Raw genomic sequence first — 16,174 nt, forward strand, 5'->3', positions numbered from 1 at the left:
GCTTTCATAAAAAAACGAAAATTCGATCATTTAATGGAGGCTACAAAAGTTTGTTCTTTAGGTCAGATTACTTCGGCGTTGTTTGAAGTGGGAGGGCAGTATAGAAGGAATATGTAGTTATTTCAACCCGTTGAGAGCAATTGTTTTAACACATAGAAACATAGTTAACAAAACCTATAAAAGGCGTTTTACTTAAAATAAGTCGCATAAAACTATATGAGAAAATTGTAATTTTCTTGAAACACCTTAAATTATAACTTCTAAATCTATGTTTCTATGTGTTAAATAATATTTAGCTGAATTACATCCAACGGATTATCTTTTTAATATTGGAAAAACTTCTCAGAAATGAGAGGTTTTTTTTATTTTAGTGTTATGAAAAATACTATCTATTCTATTCTGTTTCTTTTTGTTACGGTTTTTGGATACACTCAGGATAAGCAATTGTTACCAACGGGAGCTATTATCGATTCGGTGAAAATTGCAACTGCTCCAACGGAATCGTATGCCATCTATTTTCCTAAAAAATACGATGCTAAAACCCCATTGGCCTTGGTTTTTATTTTTGAACCCGATGCGAGAGGCAAAATAGGGATTGAACCCTTTATTCTGGCTGCAGAAACGTATCATTATATTTTGGTATGCTCTAATACGTTAAGAAATGGATCTATTCAGGATAATATTGCTGTTGCCAATAGATTATTTGAGGATGTTTTGCAAACCTATGCTATTGATACTTCACAACTTTATATAGCAGGTTTTTCGGGTGGTGCAAGATTGGCCAGTTATTTCGGGATATCTACGGGCGCTTTTCAAGGAGTTATTGCTTGTGGCGCTTCTTTTAATAATATGGATAAGTTTATACCTCCTTCTAATAAATTCTCCTATGTAGGTATGGTTGGCGATCGGGATATGAATTATCAGGAAATGATAGGAAATAAACAATGGCTGGATAACGCAAAGATGGTGAACACCCTTTTTATTTCTCATGAGGAACACGTTTGGCCCAAACAATCTGAAATGCTTCGCGCATTTGACTGGTTGGAAATTCAGGCTTATAGAAAAAATATAAGACCAAAGAACGATACCATTATTAAAAGAATTTATGATACCAATTTGCGAATCGTCGATAGTTTAAAGGCCAATAAAGAAATGGTCCCTTCGGTGAATGCCTATGAAAAAGGCATTACTTTTTTTAATACCAATGAAGACAATTTTCTAAGAGCTAAGATTGCCGAGATCAAAAAAACCAGAGAATATAAGGAGGAAGTCAACAAAATGGAGAAGATAAATATTTTGGAAAACGAACTTTTAGATAAATTTTCGCTTCGTTTTGATCAGGAATTAAAATCGGCTAAGAGTAAGGCTAATTTTAAGTTTTGGAAATCTGAAATTAAAGATTTGAAGATGATGAAGTCAGACGACAAAAATCCTCTGTTACAGAATATGGTTATTAGGGTATTATATTGGTTTCAGGTTTCGGTTTATGAAACGGGGCAGGAAAGTAAAAGAAACCAACAAAATGATAAGTTTGCCTATTGTGAAGAATTGTATAAAATTATTACTGAAGCTGATTAATATGAAAAGCCTGATCCTTGAAAAAGAATTAGAATAAACTTTAGAAAAGCATTCATTTATTAAGCGGTCAATTTTTGGTCATTAAATTCAAACGGTATTATATTTACTGACGAATTAACAAAAACAAAGAGACTTGATATGAAGCATTTATTTACAATTTTATTTATTGGAATCTTATTTTTTTCCTGCAGCAGCAATGAAGATGACGCAACGAATACTAACAGCGATCCATTGGTAAAACAAATAAAATTTGATGGGGCTACTAATACTGGTCTTGCGATTAATTCTCAGGAGATTAATTTTAATTTTGAATACGACAATAGCAAAAGATTAACCAAAAAAGTGGGTGGCTATTTAGCTATTTCTCCTAATACTGGTTTTGACAGAATTTTTTCAAATAAGGTATATACATCCTTTGTTTACAGTAATAATAAGGCTACTGTTGAAAATTTTTATGATTCAGATAATTATGCAGTTGCTAAAGGCACGATCTATTATACATTAAACAGTGCTAATCTCATTGTCGAAAAAGAAGTGCCAAATAGTATTGCCATTAATTCCAAAAAGCTAGTTTATAAATATTCAGAAGGAAAACTTACAGAGGTCGTAACGAGTTATCCAAATATGACCTACTACCCGGATGATGAAACCGATTTTATATTGACATTTTCGGAGAAATTCTATTACGACGCCAAGAACAATCTGACGAAGACAGAATATACAGAGTTACATAATGGAAAGAACGAAGGGAGAAAAATCGTAAGGACTTTTGAAGAATATGATACCTCTTATAATCCGTTTAAGAGGATGCAATTAGTAGAAGAATATTTTTATCGTTCACTTTCCAAAAATAATTTTAGAAAGTATACAGAGACTTCCTATTACCATGACGATGTCTCAACAAATGAAACAGGATGGAAATTTGTCTATGATAATCAGGGAAATATTATAGTCAATTAGTACCTAGATCCACGAAGTGTTTGCAATTGCTGTGCGAAGTCTCCCGACTTCGTACCCGTTGCTATATTCCGTTCCAAATTTATTTTTTGATTTTCTTTACGAGTTATTGGAGTGGGTGCGAAGTCGGGAGACTTCGCACAGCGATCACTCATGCTAGTAAGACATTCTAGTTATGCTCGTCAACCATCTCGCTAACATAACTCAAAAACTCCAACTCATCCAAAGGAAACAGAGAGAGTACAGTTTCTAAAAGCAGTGCAACATCAACAGATTCCTTTTCGTTATTTTCTGAAATTTTATGCCTGTTATGATGAAGTGCTAAAATGCATAACTTTAGCAGATCAGTAATAACACAACCCAATTCGAAATAGTTAAGAACTCTAATCTGTGCCGTGTAGGTTTGGGATTGGTCATTTGCAGGTTTTAAGGTCTGAAAATGCTCGGTAGCTAATTTTTTAAGATACTCTAAATTTTTAATTTCATTTGTTTCCATAAGGCATATATTTTTAGTTTTGTTAAACGCTTTATTGTTTTTTAAAGAAAAATCGTACATTTGTTTAACTTGGCGAAGAAAGAAAAAGATTCTACTGTATTAAATCATTTTTGGTCGTATTGTACATCGCTAAATATGTTTTTTACATCTTACCAATTATTACACTTAATTATTATCTTTGAATTATGAGCACATTAACAAAACCAAATCATATATGGCGAAAAATAAGCCGTATTCGTGAACTTCGTGATATGAAACAGGAAGCTTTGGCGCAAGCTTTAGGAACAAACCAACAAGCTATATCGGCTATAGAAAATAGTGAGACGATTGATGAGGAAAAACTTATTGAAGTAGCAAAAGCGCTTGGTGTGACGGTTGAAGCCATTAAGAATTTTTCCGAAGAAGCTGCGATTAATTATTTCAATAGTTTTAATGAAGCGGTAAATAACAGTCATTTTGGGAATAACAATCAGTGTACTTTCAATCCGTTAGATAAATTAATGGAGACAGTAGAAGAAAATAAAAAGCTCTACGAACGTTTGCTTCAATCCGAAAAAGACAAAATCGAATATTTAGAAAAATTATTAAAAGGAAAATAATAATCTCTACTGAGATTTATTTATAAAAACAGCTTTTTTGGAAGCTGTTTTTTAGCTTTGCGACTCTGCGACTTCGCGAGATTTTTGTTTCTCCACAACTTTTAGAATTGATTCTAATTTTACTCAAAATTTTAATCTCATGAGAAAGAACAGATCCATATCATTGGGCAGTTATTTTGAAAATTTCATAGAAGACAGCCTCTCTAATGGCAGATTTAAAAATGCCAGTGAAGTTGTCCGGGCAGGTTTACATCTTTTGGAAGAAGAAGAAAGCAGACTTTCAATTTTAAAAAATGCTATTCAGCAAGGAATAAATAGTGGAAGAGTGGAGGATTTCGATCCAAATGAACATTTAAAAATCTTGAAATCCAAATAGTAAGAATCCTTCATGACAGAATGGATTTAAAAGCAAAATTTTAAACAAAACAGATCGCGAAGTCCAAAAAACAAATTAAACCTTCTTTTTAATTGATGTTTTAGATCTGCCTTGCAGTTTTTTAATAACAGCGTCGGCTTTTTCATTTTGACAAATAAACCTTAGAGATTCTGCATAACGGTAATAATATTCAGCCTCTAAATCTGATGTCATGGCAAATAATTGATCGTACCACACAGCAGCTTTTTCTAATTTATTGCGAGAATAAGACGAATCTCCTAGTTTCTGAAATAAGTCTATTGATTTATAGCCTTTTGCAGCGATTTTTTCATATGTTTTTATCACGTCAACATAAGCATATTTGTCGCTTACTTTATCCGTGATATAAACAGTTTGATTTTGCGCAGCAGCACGAAATGAAAATACAATTAATACTAGTAAAACAATAAGGTTTTTTTGCATAGTATTAATTTGAAATATTGGTTTTGATTCTCATTTTTTATTGAATATTTTTTTTGGTATTCTTATGTTTACAAATATATCTAAATCAGTAGTATAACTTGTTTTTTGACTGATTTTTTTTCGTTTTATCGATTTTTTAAAGCAGTTGTAAGAAATAATTTGCAGTTAATTTCAGAACATTTTTTTTTTAAGGGAAGAATATTTATGCAGGCTATTTTTTTATTTTTATAAAGTTTATTTATAGTATATTTCGACTTCTGTAATATAAAATCATGCGTAAAATAATCCTCTCTTTGCTAATTCTTATAATTGTGCTATTTGGTATAATATTATTTGTAAAGAATCCTAAAGAAGAGACAGTTTTTGATAAAAAAGCTGACGATAAATTTACCAAAAGAGTTAGTGCAGTAAAAAAACTAGTTGCGAGTGATTCTAAATACAGTAACAAAACCGCCTTTTTTATCGACATGAAAATTAGTTCGGGAAAGAACAGATTCTTTGTTTATGATTTACAAAACAATAGAATAGTTGATAAAGGTTTAGTGGCTCACGGTTCGGGATCTGAAACAAAAGTTGAAGGAGAATTGAAATTTAGCAATGTCAATAATTCACTTTCTACATCATTAGGAAAATATTACATTGGGTATAGTTATAACGGAGATTTCGGAAAGGCATACAAATTACATGGTTTAGACAAGACAAATGACAATGCCTTTTTAAGAAATATTGTTTTGCATAAGTATAGTAAGGTTCCGTATGAGGAACAAGATACCCCGATTTGCAATAGTTACGGTTGTCCAATGGTCAATGAAAGGTTTTATAAACGAATCGAGAAGCTAATTGATGCTTCTGATAAAAAGATTGTTTTAGATATTTATTACTGATTTTTTCGGACACTAGAAACGGTATAAGAGCGGGATGCTCGTGCCCAATGTCATTATATTATGGATTATCAAAAATAGCCTCACGCAGATTTTAGCAGATTAAAATAAAAAAAATCCGCCTAATCCGCAGAATCTGCGTGAAAAAATATCTTAACTTAATGACATTGTGCCCGCGCCAACGACAGATTGATATAAATAAAAATAATAATTGATGAGCGAAAAATATACCCTTACCGGAGGAGCAAGAATAGGTAAAGCAAACGCAAGTTATCCCCTTGCTAATTTGTATGTTGATAAAGATGTTTTAAAAATTAATGCTTCTATTGTGGGGAATTTGGTTTTTCTACCAAAAGATATCATTTCTATAGAAGCCTATACCTCGATTCCGATAATTGGAAATGGAATAAAAATTAAGCACAGGGTTGAAAAATACAATTCAGAAGTTATATTCTGGACTTTTAAAAATCTAGAGACGGTACTTAATGAAATTAAGAAAACAGGGTTTTTAGAAAACACAAACTCAGAACTAAGCGAACATGATTTTGAAATTATAGAAAGACAAAATAAGGGAGGATTTCCAATAAAAAAAGGCGCTGTTCTATTTTTTGTTGTGACGTGGAATTTTCTTTTTTTATATGATATTGTTCCTTTTTTTCTGCAAGAGAAACCAGAAGGCCTTCCAATAGGAATAGGTATGAACCTGGCTGTTGGTCTGGTTCTGATTAGCTCGATTTTGGTTTTAGTTTCAGAAAAATTCAGAAAATTAATTCTGAAAGAAGACCGAGATATTAATGATATTAAGAGATTTATATATTTATTAATCGTGGTATGTGGATTGTTGTTAATTCAATTTACGATCGTAAATAGTAGTTTTTAATCTTTTATTGTTGAATAAACGAAAGTTTTTTCTTTCAATTTAATTGTTATTGCTAGCAAATAACCTTAAATTTGAGATTTAAAATTTAGTAGATTCAGATTATGGAACATTCAGAAAACATTCAATTATTTGAAGAAAAGAAAGTGAGAGTCGTTTGGAACCAGGAGGAAGAGAAATGGTATTTTTCTATCGTTGATGTTATTGGTGTATTAACTGAAAGCCCCAATGCACGAAAATATTGGAGCGTTTTGAAAACAAGACTTAAAAAAGAAGGCAGTGAGTTGACTACAAACTGTAGTCAACTTAAAATGAAAGCTACGGATGGAAAATTCTATAAAACTGACGTTGCCAATACAGAACAACTTTTCCGATTAATTCAGTCAGTTCCGTCGCCAAAAGCGGAACTTTTTTTTAATATACCTCGTCATACATTTAGGTAATATTGTACTTTTTTGAATTGCCGTTGGTTTTAACCAACGGATTATGAAGTTACAGCTGCAAGGCTTTAGCCAAAACTTTACTCTTAGGTTTTTTTGGCTAAAACCCCCTGACTCAAACATAGATGACCGTTGGTTAAAATAAACGGCTATCCAAATCCGGATTATTTCCCCACCTTTTTTATTTTCAAAAGAATACTTCTCTTTATCAAGCGATCACTTACATATAAAATGTAGTTGATAATAAAAAATTAAGAGACATTAACTTGTACTAATAGCTCTTCGAGCCCCTTTGTTATGGGTAGTTTCGGATAATCAGATCTTTATAAAAGTGATCACTTATTTCCAAAAAAAAAGTTGTTTATGTTGCGGTAAGTTAAGTTTTATTAAAAAATAAAATTTAAAACAGCCAGAATGTGGAAAACCGTAAAAAAATTCCGAAGATAATACCTAGTTTAGCCAAAATAAGGGTGGAGTTCAGACACCACTTAAATAAACGGGGAGTAACTGAAAATCCTAAAGAGTAAGGAAATCAAAACAAAAAACAAAAGAATTATGTTAACAAAATTAGTTTACAAAGCAGCAATTTGCCTAGGTTTAATTTTAGTAATGCAACAAAACTGTTTTGCACAAGCCAAAACAAAAGACGAATTAAAAGCAGAACGTGAAGTTTTGAAATCAGAAATGAAATCAAAAGATGCTGAAGAACGTAAAGCTAAACTGGAAAAATTATCTGCACCAAAACCTTCAGGTATCTCAAGCGTTGATGGACTTGCAGCAAATTCATCACAAATGTTAACTTCTTCAAAAGAATTAAATGTATTGATTCCTGAAATGTACAAAAGAACAGTTGGAGAATCTGTTGACGGTGTTGCAGATGTAACCGTTAAAAAACCAACTTTAGACGAACTTAATGCTCTAGGATTAAATATTGCTACACAAATCAAAACAGTTTCAGAGGCATCAGCAACTGTTGCTACTGCTTCAACAGATTTAAAAGGAGCTGGAATGATGCAAGCACCAAAAGGAGCTAAATCATTAAACTTTTCAAAAGATGTAATGGCTTTGGTTTTACCGGAATTAAACTTAAACTTAAAAGTGGTAAACAATTTAATTTCTACTTTGAAATCATCAGGAAACTATTAATTATATGAGAAATTTATATTTTCTTTTAGTACTGCTTTTGAATAGCCTTGTGGGCTATTCACAAGCAGCAACGAAACCGGTTGTAGGTGTTGCTGCTTTTACGTCTGAAGTAGATTCTAAATATTCGGGAGCAGTTGCCGAAAAAGTAGTTCAGATTGTTACTAATACAAGACGTTTTACCGTTGTTGACAGAACAAGTTATGACAAAGTAAAAGAGGAATTGGAGTTTCAAAAAACAGAAGCTTTTCTTGATAGTAAAAACACTGCCAAACAAGATGTTGCTTTGGCGGCCCAAAATATGATTATTGGGAATATACTAAAAATGAGTGTTTACGCGATAAAAAATACAGACGGTAGTGTAAACGGTTACAAATCAAGTGTTGCTTTTACGCTAAAAGTAAACGAAGTAGAGACAGGACAAACTACTGAGGCTGAAAGTTTTCAAACCTCTGTTAGTCCGTTGATGTTATCTCCTGAGAGTGCTGTGAACGAAGCTTTGAAGTCTATTGAGCCTAAATTGAGCGAGTATTTTATCAAAACCTTTCCTTTAACAACTAAAATCAGTAAAGTGCTGACTGTAAAAAAAGAATCAGCTGCTGTTGTTTTAATTTCAGGTGGTAAAGAATTTGGTTTTAAAGAAGGTGACAAATTAATCGTTGAAAAAAACGAATTGATTGACGGTAAGCCTTACCCATCTCAGATAGGAGAATTAAAAGTGGTTAAAGTAGCCGGAAACGATTTCTCTGAATGTGCTGTTTCTGACGGTGGAAAAGAAATTTTGTCAAGATTTAATGCGGCAGAAAAATTGACGTGTAAACTAATCGTAAAATAAGTACAACATGACTTTATCAAAAAGAATAGGTGTTTTAGTTCTTCTGATTTTAATTTCATTCACGTATAGCTGTAGTCAAAAAACACTTCCAACTTCTGAGGTTAATTATGTTTCAGGAAATGCAGGAACGATTACGATGCGAACCATTGGTAATGGTTCAAATGAGTCTGAAGCAATTAGTGAAGCAGAAAAAAATGCGATTAACGTATTGCTTTTTAGAGGGCTTCCGGAATCAGAGCAGAAGTCGGCCTTAGTTGGAACTAATGAGTCAGAAGAGATAGAAAAGCATAAAACCTATTTTGAAAAATTTTATACTCAAAAAAGATATAAAACTTTCTTTATGTCGAGTATTCCGGTAAGTGATTTTGCAAAACAAAAGGGAGGGGCAAAAAGTATGACTTTAGATGTTAAAGTTAATCTGACGGCATTGCGAACAGACCTTGAACAAAACAACATAATCCGCAAGTTTGGATTTTAAAATAAAATTTATGAAATATAAATATATTAATTATATGATTTTATTTGTAACGTTATGCGTTACAAATTTTGCATTTAGTCAAAATCCTGCAACAAATAGCGGTGGGCAAGTAGTAACAGTTCAACCTAAAATAATGGTAATCCCTTATACAAGAGAAGGGGAAGATTTGAGAACTGTTTTAGAAGATGACCCAAACAAAAGAATTGCCATAACAAAAATAAAGGAAGGTTTTGACAGCAGAGGTTTTACAACTGTAGATTTTATTGCAAAATTAAAAGCTGCCAAAGACAATCACGTTTTTACTTCAGATAATCAAACGGATATTAAGTCGCAGATTATTCAAATGTCCGGTGCAGATGTTTATGTGCAGGCAGAAGTTATTATTGACAATACAAGTTCGGGAAATTCAGTTAAGTTAATTTTGACGGCTTATGAAGCATCAACGGGAAATTCATTGGCCAATAAAGTTGGGGAAAGCGGAAGATTTTACACCGAAGATTACAACAAATTAGCCTCAAAAGCGGTTGAAAGTTGTATTCAGGATTTTCTTAATGTTATGCAAGCCAAATTTACAGACATTGTAAATAATGGTAAGTCCGTAATTGTTGACATTAGTTTTGATGCAGGTTCACAGCACAATATGGCGTCGGAAATTGGTTCTGATGGTTTACCATTATCTGACCAAATCGAGGCCTGGATGGAAAAAAATGCCTTTAAAAACAATTATCATATTCAGGGAACAACTGACTTGAAAATGATACTTGACGATGTTAAAATCCCATTAAAGGATCAAGCAACGGGTAATAATTACAATCCAAATAAATTTGCGCTTGAGCTTTTTAAATTCTTCAAAGGATTAGGATTGCAACCGGCAAAAGATGTTAAAAGCAGTACTATTTACATCACAATTAAATAAATAGAGATGAAAAATATTTACTTTATACTAATTGTTTGGCTTTTTTCATTAGTGGCAAAAGCACAAACAACCAATGATATCGGAAAAATTTCTCTTTCGGTAGTAGTACCTGAATACATGGAGGATTTAGGCGATTCTCAACTCTCAAAATTAGATACAAAAATCTCTCAGATCGTGACAAGTTCAGGTTTGTCGGATTCGGGTTATGGTAATAATTTTGTGATTTATCCGAAATTTGCCGTTAACGAAACTAATGTTGTGGAAGGCGGAATGCAAAACATAACAGTTGTTACTATTGATTTTAGTTTGTTTGTGAAACAAGTAGACAGCAATATTTTGTTTTCGACTATTACCAAAGCAATCAAAGGGAGTGGAAGTAGTAAAGAATTGGCCATCACCAATGCGATTTCTAAAATTGCAACAAACGATCCGGGCTACAAAAAGTTTATTGAGGAGAGTAAAAAGAAAATTTTTCAATATTACGAAACCAAATGCACTGAGCTTATTAAAAAATCGGATGGATTTGTAAAAACGCAGCAATATGAACAAGCTTTAGGTTTACTGATGTCAATTCCTGACGCTGTGAGTTGCTATAGCCAAGTTCAGGTGAAAGCAATTGAAGCGTACAAAGGTTTTCAGAAAAATAATTGTGCGAAACAAATGCAATTAGCGAGAACAACAATCGCAACAAACGATTATGTTGGAGCATTGAATATTTTAGCTGAAATTGATCCTTCTTCCCCTTGTTTTAAAGAGTCACAAACTATGGCGAAAACCGTAGAAACAAAAGTGAACGCGGAGGAAAAGAAACAATGGGATTTTCAAATGAAACAATACAACGACGAAGTTAGTTTAGAAAAACAAAGAGTAAATGCCATTAAGGATATCGCTGTTTCTTATTATAAAAGTCAAACAACAGATATTAATTATACTGTAATTGTAAAATAAAAATCTGTGGTAAACAAAAAAAGCAGCTCCGTAAAGAGCTGCTTTTGTTTTTTCAGGCAAAAAATTAACGACGGAATGCTGGACTTTTATTTACAGATTCGTCAAGTTTAACGGTTTTTGTTTTCTTTGTTGAAACCGTAATTTCATGCTTTGTGATTTTACCATTTTCAGTTACTTCCAAGGTATAAGTTCCAGCTGGATAAGCTTCTAAACTTAATGTTTTTGAAATTTCTAATTCATCTGTAGCAGAAGTTCCTGTATAGACTAAATTATTATTTACGTCGAAGATTGAAAAACTTGATTTCTCAACGGTGTTTATAGTAAAGCTTACTACCTTTCCATTTCCGGTTTTTATATACAAGATATAATCCCCTTTTCCATCAATTGCATAAGTAAACACAGTTGTTAAAAACACGGCTACAACCAAGCCTAATTTGATAAATCTTGTCATTTTTTTTAAATTTAAATCGTGAACCGCGCAAAACTACAAATAGAAATTGAATTTCATATAAAAAAAATATTTTTTTAAAAGACATAAGTAGTTGAATTAAAACGCTTTCGGTGTTTTGTACGAACTATGTACGTCATTACTGGATTTCCGGATGTTTTTGTAGGTGTTTTTTTTTAATGCAATACAAATCAGGATCTTAAAAATTATTAAGAATAATTTTTCAAATGAAAAAAAGCACTACGAAGTATGTTTTTAAATTATGTAATTTCTGACAAAAATAACTGCTCCGTTGATCGAATTGGTACGAATTATTTTTTGCTACAGATTAGAAAGATTTGCACAGATTAGTGAATCATTTTAATCCTTTAATCTGTGACGGGATACAAAAAAGAACAGCGATTTTTTTTTTAACCATATAAGTGATAAAAGCTCATTTAAGATTGTTCTTTGTGTTTCTTGCGAAACCTTTGTGGGTTTTGCGATTAGGAAGTTTAATCTCAAAGTCCGCAAAGGCTTTTATTTGTGTTGAACGCTAAGTGCGCAAGGGGTTAGGCTTTTGGAAATAGGCTTAGAGGTTCAGAGTTACAAAGTTTTTCTTTTTCACGCAGATTTAGCAGATTGAACAGATTTTTTATAAGAGGTAAACAGATCAGCCTAATCTGCTAAATCTGTGTGAAAAAAAATAGGTGCAAAATTTAAAAGGATTTACTATACCATGATTAAACTTCACGCCCCTTGCAGTTAAAAAATGAAACACAAGGCTCGCTTAGGCTTTTGTGAAATATTCAATAACGTTCTGCATAAAAAAACAGCTCAATGATTAACAAGGAGCTGTTTCTTAAACAATCGTTTTATATAACTAACAATATAAAAACACTTTTATACCAGATAATAGGTATGTTTTTTAACGTACCGCTATGCTGCTGTTTTTCGCAGACAAACCGGTTTTGTAAACAGATGAAACTGCTTTTCGGGATAAAACAGATGTGTCATCCGTAATTGTAATCTCATGTCTTACTTTTTTTGCATTATCTTCCACTTCTAAGAAGTACGTTCCTTGCGGTAATTCTTCCAGGTTAAAAGTTCTCAAAATTCCAACTGTGCCGGAAGCATTTTCAGAATAAATAAGAGTATTCTCTTTGTCATAGATCGCCAGATGGGCTTTCTTAACCTGATTCAATGCAAACGTAATTTGTTTTCCGTTTGCTTTTAATACATGAAGATTAAAATCTTCATTCCCGTCGATTGCATAAGAGCTCATTCCTGTGAAAAGCACTGCACATACTAAACTTAATTTTAAAATCTTTTTCATGACTGTTGTTTTTTAGATTAATAGTTCTAATTCTATGGTGCTAAATTACTCCAGTCTTACATGATTTTTCACAACTCTATTGGCTAATTGTGATGCTGTATTCTCATTTACGAAACCGTTATAGGTTAAAATTTGAATTATTTTAGGCGTTTTTGTTAATTATGGTGTTATTTTTTAATGTTTGTATGTGGTGGATTGATTTTTTATTTTTCTGTTCTTCTTACAAAAAAAAAAGGCGAGTGAAATAAAATATGTTTTATTGTGTCAAATAGTAGTTCGGGAAAATACAAAGCGACCAAGTCTTTGTCTGCTTTTTCAACTTCTGTCCTTTTGTCCCTTTTTGACCTTTGAAGGGATCAAGTCTTAAAGTTGTGGGGAAGTAAAAATCTCGCAGAGTCGCAAAATCGCAAAGTTTTAATGAAAAAACAGAAAAAAAATTTGAGACTCTATACTATTTTTAGAAATCCAAAGCGAGAAAGTAGAAAACAGAAAGGTGGAACTTAAAAACAGGAAAAAACTTAGCGGCTTGGCGTCTTTGCGAGATCATCAAAGCGAGAAGTTAGAAAATAAGGTACTTAATAAAAGGCTCTGGCCAAAAAGTATATGATCTGCTACTTCTAAACAAAAGAAATTTCTAAAAATTATTTCACAACTTTTTAACTTGATTCGAAATTACAGAGTTACAAGATATTTGTTCCTCCACAACAATATGTTTTGATCCTTTTGAAGCTGATCCAAATAAGGCATAAAAAAACAGCTCAGTAACCACAAAGAGCTGTTTTGAAAAACAATTAAATGTTTTTAAACTTTACTAACTATCAAACCTCGTTTTATACTATGCAGTATAAACTCTACCAGCATGTTACCATGCTTGTATTTCTATTGCTAAAGTACTTCGATTTTAGTTTTTTTTGCACAACTCTATTGACTGATTTATATGCTGTATTCTCATTTACGAAACCGTTATAGGTTAAAATTTAAAGTATTGTAGGTGTTTTGGCTGATTGAGTAATTATTTTTTAATTATTTATTAAATATAGTGTTTCGTTTTTTCTTCCGTCTTTCTTACAAAAATTACCGTATTTGTATAAAATAAGCGGATTAAATACGATTTGTAAAAAAAAAGTAGTGATAAAAAATCAGATGCAAAAAAAATGACTATTTCGACGATTATTCAGTTTTAGCTATTTTTGATTTTTTGCACTATATTCTTGTTTACGAAACCGATATAGGTTAAAATATGAATTATGATAGGCGTTTTTGTTAAATTTGTTATTATTTTTTAAAATCCTTAGCATGAAGACTATCGTTCCGACTCTTGAAATAATATCCAATTCATACGGAAGTTCTTTTACCTATACGAAACATGCTGAAAAGACCAATAGCAAAACACATTTATGGCATTATCATCCTGAAATTGAATTGGTTTATATAAACGGAGGAGCAGGAAAAAGACAAATTGGGAGCCATATTTCGTATTATACAAATGGAGATTTACTTTTAATCGGTTCGAATATGCCTCATTGTGGTTTTACTAATGAGCAAACAGGAAATAAAAATGAAATCGTAATTCATCTTAAACCGGAATTTTTAGGGATTGATTTTTTTGTCGCTCCCGAAATGAAAAGGGTGTTAAGTGTCATTAACCAAGCCAACGCCGGAATAGCATTTGGCGGGGATACAAAAAAAAATATCGGCAAAAAGATAGAAATGATGGGGGATCAGCTTCCTTTCGAACGTTTATTAACACTCCTGAGTATTTTGGATGAGTTAGAATCTTCAGAGGAATATACAGTGCTTAATGCTAATGGTTTCTCTCTTGAATTAAATGCGCAGGACAGTGACCGGATAAATGTGGTTTTTAATTATGTCAAAGATCATTTCCAGGAATCGATTGCCATAGATGAAGTTTCGAGTTTAGTGAGTATGACTACGCCTTCTTTCTGCAGGTATTTTAAGAAAATATCCAGCAAAACGTTTACAGAATTTGTAAACGAATATCGTTTGGTTCACGCCTCAAAACTTTTGGCGGAAAAACCAATAACCATAAATGAAGTCTGCTACGAAAGTGGTTTTAATAACTTTAGTCACTTTAGCAAATCGTTTAAGCAATATACGGGTAAAAGCGCCTCGCAGTACCGTAATGAACATAAGATAATTATCAAGTAAAGACTTTTTTAGGTGCTTGATTTTTTTTTTCACGCAGATTTGGCAGATTTGGCAGATTTTTTTGTTCCGTTGATAAAAGGTAAATAAATCTGCTTAATCTGCTCGCCAGAGAAAAAAACCTTACGATTCCACGAGCTAAAATTATGCTTTTGCTACCCTTGTAGTTTAAAAAAAAGCAACCATTTCCAAAATAAAAAATCTCAGCGAACTTTGCGTTAACCCTTTGCGACCCTTGCGGTTAAAAAACACACACACAAATAATCTTTTACCTGGAAAAAGTTATATTTACAATCCCTAATCAAAAAAAACACCAATATGAAAAAGATCAGAGCTCTAGTAGTAGTATTTCTTATAGGCATCACCTCAGTGAGTTATGCGGCAAAAGTAGATACTTTACAAATTGCAAGTACAGCGATGGGCAAAACCTACAAAGCCGCCGTTGTATTGCCGAATACCTATGCTAAAAGCAAATCGACTTATCCCGTGATGTATTTATTGCATGGCGCTTACGGTCATTTTAGTGACTGGTTGAAAAATACTCCGAACAAAAAGCTAGTCCAAAATTTGTCGGACCAATACAATATGATTATTGTAATGCCCGAAGGAGAAACATTTAGTTTCTATCTGGATAGTCCTATGAATAAAGAAAGTCAGTTTGAGACTTTCATCACACAGGAAGTGATTCAGAAAGTAGATAAAACATACCGAACGATAAGCAATAGAAATGGTCGTGTCATTACAGGGCTTTCCATGGGCGGACACGGTGCTTTGTATCTCTCCGGCAGGCATCCTGATTTGTTTTGTGCAGCCGGAAGCATGAGTGGGGCAGTAGACATGAGCGCGATGCTCAACAGAGATTCTTCTACTCAGGTGATAAAATTGATGCAGCCAGTTTTTGGTGATAAAAGCAGTAATACGGAATTGTACGAGCAGAATTCTGTATTGGCGATGATAGATAAATTAAAAGCCAATAAGCTACCTTTAATTATAGACTGTGGTGTTAACGATTTTCTGATTGAGCCCAATAGAGAATTACACCGCAGATTGGTTTACAATAAAGTAGATCATGACTATACCGAACGCCCCGGAGCACACACTTGGGACTATTGGGAGAATTCATTGCCGTACCATGTGTTGTTTTTTAATAAAATACTACTTAAAAATCAGGTAGTTAGTAAGAAATAATGAGAAATAGCAAAAAATATTAAGGTAAAATACCCTCAATCGCTTTTTTTGGTTTGGTTTTTGGAATACCT

At 32.6% G+C, this 16,174-nt stretch carries 17 protein-coding genes and 1 pseudogene; 14 read left to right on the plus strand and 4 right to left on the minus strand.

Annotated features, from left to right (window positions below):
* The first annotated feature begins 375 nt into the window (after positions 1 to 375).
* Positions 376 to 1,578, plus strand: coding sequence for a hypothetical protein (locus ACHRV5_RS03955; RefSeq protein ID WP_395425865.1), 1,203 nt, complete (start codon positions 376 to 378; stop codon positions 1,576 to 1,578).
* A 138-nt stretch (positions 1,579 to 1,716) separates the two neighbouring features.
* Positions 1,717 to 2,538 (plus strand): hypothetical protein, encoded by an 822-nt coding sequence (locus ACHRV5_RS03960; protein WP_395425866.1) that lies wholly within the window; start codon positions 1,717 to 1,719, stop codon positions 2,536 to 2,538.
* 166 nt (positions 2,539 to 2,704) lie between these two features.
* On the opposite strand, the gene ACHRV5_RS03965 is transcribed toward ACHRV5_RS03960, so the two are convergent.
* Positions 2,705 to 3,031 (minus strand): hypothetical protein, encoded by a 327-nt coding sequence (locus ACHRV5_RS03965; protein ID WP_395425867.1) that lies wholly within the window; start codon positions 3,029 to 3,031, stop codon positions 2,705 to 2,707.
* Positions 3,032 to 3,216: 185 nt separating this feature from the next.
* On the opposite strand from ACHRV5_RS03965, the gene ACHRV5_RS03970 reads away from it, so the two are divergent.
* Both ACHRV5_RS03970 and ACHRV5_RS03975 read left to right on the plus strand, forming a co-directional pair.
* Positions 3,217 to 3,630 (plus strand): helix-turn-helix domain-containing protein, encoded by a 414-nt coding sequence (locus ACHRV5_RS03970; RefSeq protein ID WP_395425868.1) that lies wholly within the window; start codon positions 3,217 to 3,219, stop codon positions 3,628 to 3,630.
* Between the two features lie 139 nt (positions 3,631 to 3,769).
* Positions 3,770 to 4,006, plus strand: a complete 237-nt coding sequence (locus tag ACHRV5_RS03975; RefSeq protein ID WP_230005098.1) for a type II toxin-antitoxin system ParD family antitoxin — start codon at positions 3,770 to 3,772, stop codon at positions 4,004 to 4,006.
* Positions 4,007 to 4,081: 75 nt separating this feature from the next.
* Here ACHRV5_RS03975 and ACHRV5_RS03980 read toward each other — a convergent pair whose 3' ends face one another.
* Positions 4,082 to 4,468 carry a hypothetical protein gene (locus tag ACHRV5_RS03980; protein WP_047775645.1) on the minus strand — a complete coding sequence of 129 codons (387 nt, stop codon included), beginning with the start codon at positions 4,466 to 4,468 and terminating at the stop codon, positions 4,082 to 4,084.
* A gap of 272 nt (positions 4,469 to 4,740) precedes the next feature.
* On the opposite strand from ACHRV5_RS03980, the gene ACHRV5_RS03985 reads away from it, so the two are divergent.
* The 8 genes and pseudogenes from ACHRV5_RS03985 (at position 4,741) to ACHRV5_RS04020 (ending at position 10,986) form a co-directional block, all read left to right on the plus strand.
* The gene (locus ACHRV5_RS03985; RefSeq protein WP_395425869.1) at positions 4,741 to 5,352 is read left to right on the plus strand and encodes a murein L,D-transpeptidase catalytic domain-containing protein; all 612 of its coding nucleotides are present in this window, start codon (positions 4,741 to 4,743) and stop codon (positions 5,350 to 5,352) included.
* A gap of 211 nt (positions 5,353 to 5,563) precedes the next feature.
* Positions 5,564 to 6,229 carry a hypothetical protein gene (locus ACHRV5_RS03990; RefSeq protein ID WP_395425870.1) on the plus strand — a complete coding sequence of 222 codons (666 nt, stop codon included), beginning with the start codon at positions 5,564 to 5,566 and terminating at the stop codon, positions 6,227 to 6,229.
* 101 nt (positions 6,230 to 6,330) lie between these two features.
* A pseudogene (locus tag ACHRV5_RS03995) lies at positions 6,331 to 6,639 on the plus strand (Bro-N domain-containing protein); the annotation flags it as partial.
* A gap of 582 nt (positions 6,640 to 7,221) precedes the next feature.
* Positions 7,222 to 7,812 carry a hypothetical protein gene (locus ACHRV5_RS04000; protein ID WP_047775651.1) on the plus strand — a complete coding sequence of 197 codons (591 nt, stop codon included), beginning with the start codon at positions 7,222 to 7,224 and terminating at the stop codon, positions 7,810 to 7,812.
* 4 nt (positions 7,813 to 7,816) lie between these two features.
* The gene (locus tag ACHRV5_RS04005) at positions 7,817 to 8,644 is read left to right on the plus strand and encodes a penicillin-binding protein activator LpoB (RefSeq protein ID WP_230005101.1); all 828 of its coding nucleotides are present in this window, start codon (positions 7,817 to 7,819) and stop codon (positions 8,642 to 8,644) included.
* 7 nt (positions 8,645 to 8,651) lie between these two features.
* Entirely contained in the window at positions 8,652 to 9,122 is a 471-nt protein-coding gene (locus ACHRV5_RS04010) for a hypothetical protein (protein WP_395425871.1), read from the plus strand.
* Between the two features lie 10 nt (positions 9,123 to 9,132).
* On the plus strand, positions 9,133 to 10,038 hold the full coding sequence (locus ACHRV5_RS04015) for a DUF6175 family protein (protein ID WP_230005103.1): 906 nt from the start codon (positions 9,133 to 9,135) through the stop codon (positions 10,036 to 10,038).
* 6 nt (positions 10,039 to 10,044) lie between these two features.
* Positions 10,045 to 10,986 carry a hypothetical protein gene (locus ACHRV5_RS04020; RefSeq protein WP_047775655.1) on the plus strand — a complete coding sequence of 314 codons (942 nt, stop codon included), beginning with the start codon at positions 10,045 to 10,047 and terminating at the stop codon, positions 10,984 to 10,986.
* 64 nt (positions 10,987 to 11,050) lie between these two features.
* On the opposite strand, the gene ACHRV5_RS04025 is transcribed toward ACHRV5_RS04020, so the two are convergent.
* Both ACHRV5_RS04025 and ACHRV5_RS04030 read right to left on the minus strand, forming a co-directional pair.
* Entirely contained in the window at positions 11,051 to 11,437 is a 387-nt protein-coding gene (locus ACHRV5_RS04025; protein ID WP_047775656.1) for a T9SS type A sorting domain-containing protein, read from the minus strand.
* Between the two features lie 904 nt (positions 11,438 to 12,341).
* Positions 12,342 to 12,749 carry a secretion protein gene (locus ACHRV5_RS04030; RefSeq protein ID WP_230005105.1) on the minus strand — a complete coding sequence of 136 codons (408 nt, stop codon included), beginning with the start codon at positions 12,747 to 12,749 and terminating at the stop codon, positions 12,342 to 12,344.
* A gap of 1,296 nt (positions 12,750 to 14,045) precedes the next feature.
* Between ACHRV5_RS04030 and ACHRV5_RS04035 the strand changes: the two genes are divergently transcribed.
* Positions 14,046 to 14,918, plus strand: a complete 873-nt coding sequence (locus ACHRV5_RS04035; RefSeq protein WP_395425872.1) for an AraC family transcriptional regulator — start codon at positions 14,046 to 14,048, stop codon at positions 14,916 to 14,918.
* A gap of 315 nt (positions 14,919 to 15,233) precedes the next feature.
* Positions 15,234 to 16,103 carry an alpha/beta hydrolase gene (locus ACHRV5_RS04040; protein ID WP_395425873.1) on the plus strand — a complete coding sequence of 290 codons (870 nt, stop codon included), beginning with the start codon at positions 15,234 to 15,236 and terminating at the stop codon, positions 16,101 to 16,103.
* The last annotated feature ends 71 nt before the right edge of the window (positions 16,104 to 16,174 follow it).

It is taken from the genome of Flavobacterium sp. FlaQc-52 (assembly GCF_044007495.1).
GTDB classification, from domain to species: Bacteria; Bacteroidota; Bacteroidia; order Flavobacteriales; family Flavobacteriaceae; genus Flavobacterium; species Flavobacterium cupriresistens.

Coding starts and splice junctions, on each gene's coding strand:
- ACHRV5_RS03955 (WP_395425865.1), top strand. CDS start 376: ATGAAAAATACTATCTATTCTATTCTGTTTCTTTTTGTTACGGTTTTT.
- ACHRV5_RS03960 (WP_395425866.1), top strand. CDS start 1,717: ATGAAGCATTTATTTACAATTTTATTTATTGGAATCTTATTTTTTTCC.
- ACHRV5_RS03965 (WP_395425867.1), bottom strand. CDS start 3,031: ATGGAAACAAATGAAATTAAAAATTTAGAGTATCTTAAAAAATTAGCT.
- ACHRV5_RS03970 (WP_395425868.1), top strand. CDS start 3,217: ATGAGCACATTAACAAAACCAAATCATATATGGCGAAAAATAAGCCGT.
- ACHRV5_RS03975 (WP_230005098.1), top strand. CDS start 3,770: ATGAGAAAGAACAGATCCATATCATTGGGCAGTTATTTTGAAAATTTC.
- ACHRV5_RS03980 (WP_047775645.1), bottom strand. CDS start 4,468: ATGCAAAAAAACCTTATTGTTTTACTAGTATTAATTGTATTTTCATTT.
- ACHRV5_RS03985 (WP_395425869.1), top strand. CDS start 4,741: ATGCGTAAAATAATCCTCTCTTTGCTAATTCTTATAATTGTGCTATTT.
- ACHRV5_RS03990 (WP_395425870.1), top strand. CDS start 5,564: ATGAGCGAAAAATATACCCTTACCGGAGGAGCAAGAATAGGTAAAGCA.
- ACHRV5_RS04000 (WP_047775651.1), top strand. CDS start 7,222: ATGTTAACAAAATTAGTTTACAAAGCAGCAATTTGCCTAGGTTTAATT.
- ACHRV5_RS04005 (WP_230005101.1), top strand. CDS start 7,817: ATGAGAAATTTATATTTTCTTTTAGTACTGCTTTTGAATAGCCTTGTG.
- ACHRV5_RS04010 (WP_395425871.1), top strand. CDS start 8,652: ATGACTTTATCAAAAAGAATAGGTGTTTTAGTTCTTCTGATTTTAATT.
- ACHRV5_RS04015 (WP_230005103.1), top strand. CDS start 9,133: ATGAAATATAAATATATTAATTATATGATTTTATTTGTAACGTTATGC.
- ACHRV5_RS04020 (WP_047775655.1), top strand. CDS start 10,045: ATGAAAAATATTTACTTTATACTAATTGTTTGGCTTTTTTCATTAGTG.
- ACHRV5_RS04025 (WP_047775656.1), bottom strand. CDS start 11,437: ATGACAAGATTTATCAAATTAGGCTTGGTTGTAGCCGTGTTTTTAACA.
- ACHRV5_RS04030 (WP_230005105.1), bottom strand. CDS start 12,749: ATGAAAAAGATTTTAAAATTAAGTTTAGTATGTGCAGTGCTTTTCACA.
- ACHRV5_RS04035 (WP_395425872.1), top strand. CDS start 14,046: ATGAAGACTATCGTTCCGACTCTTGAAATAATATCCAATTCATACGGA.
- ACHRV5_RS04040 (WP_395425873.1), top strand. CDS start 15,234: ATGAAAAAGATCAGAGCTCTAGTAGTAGTATTTCTTATAGGCATCACC.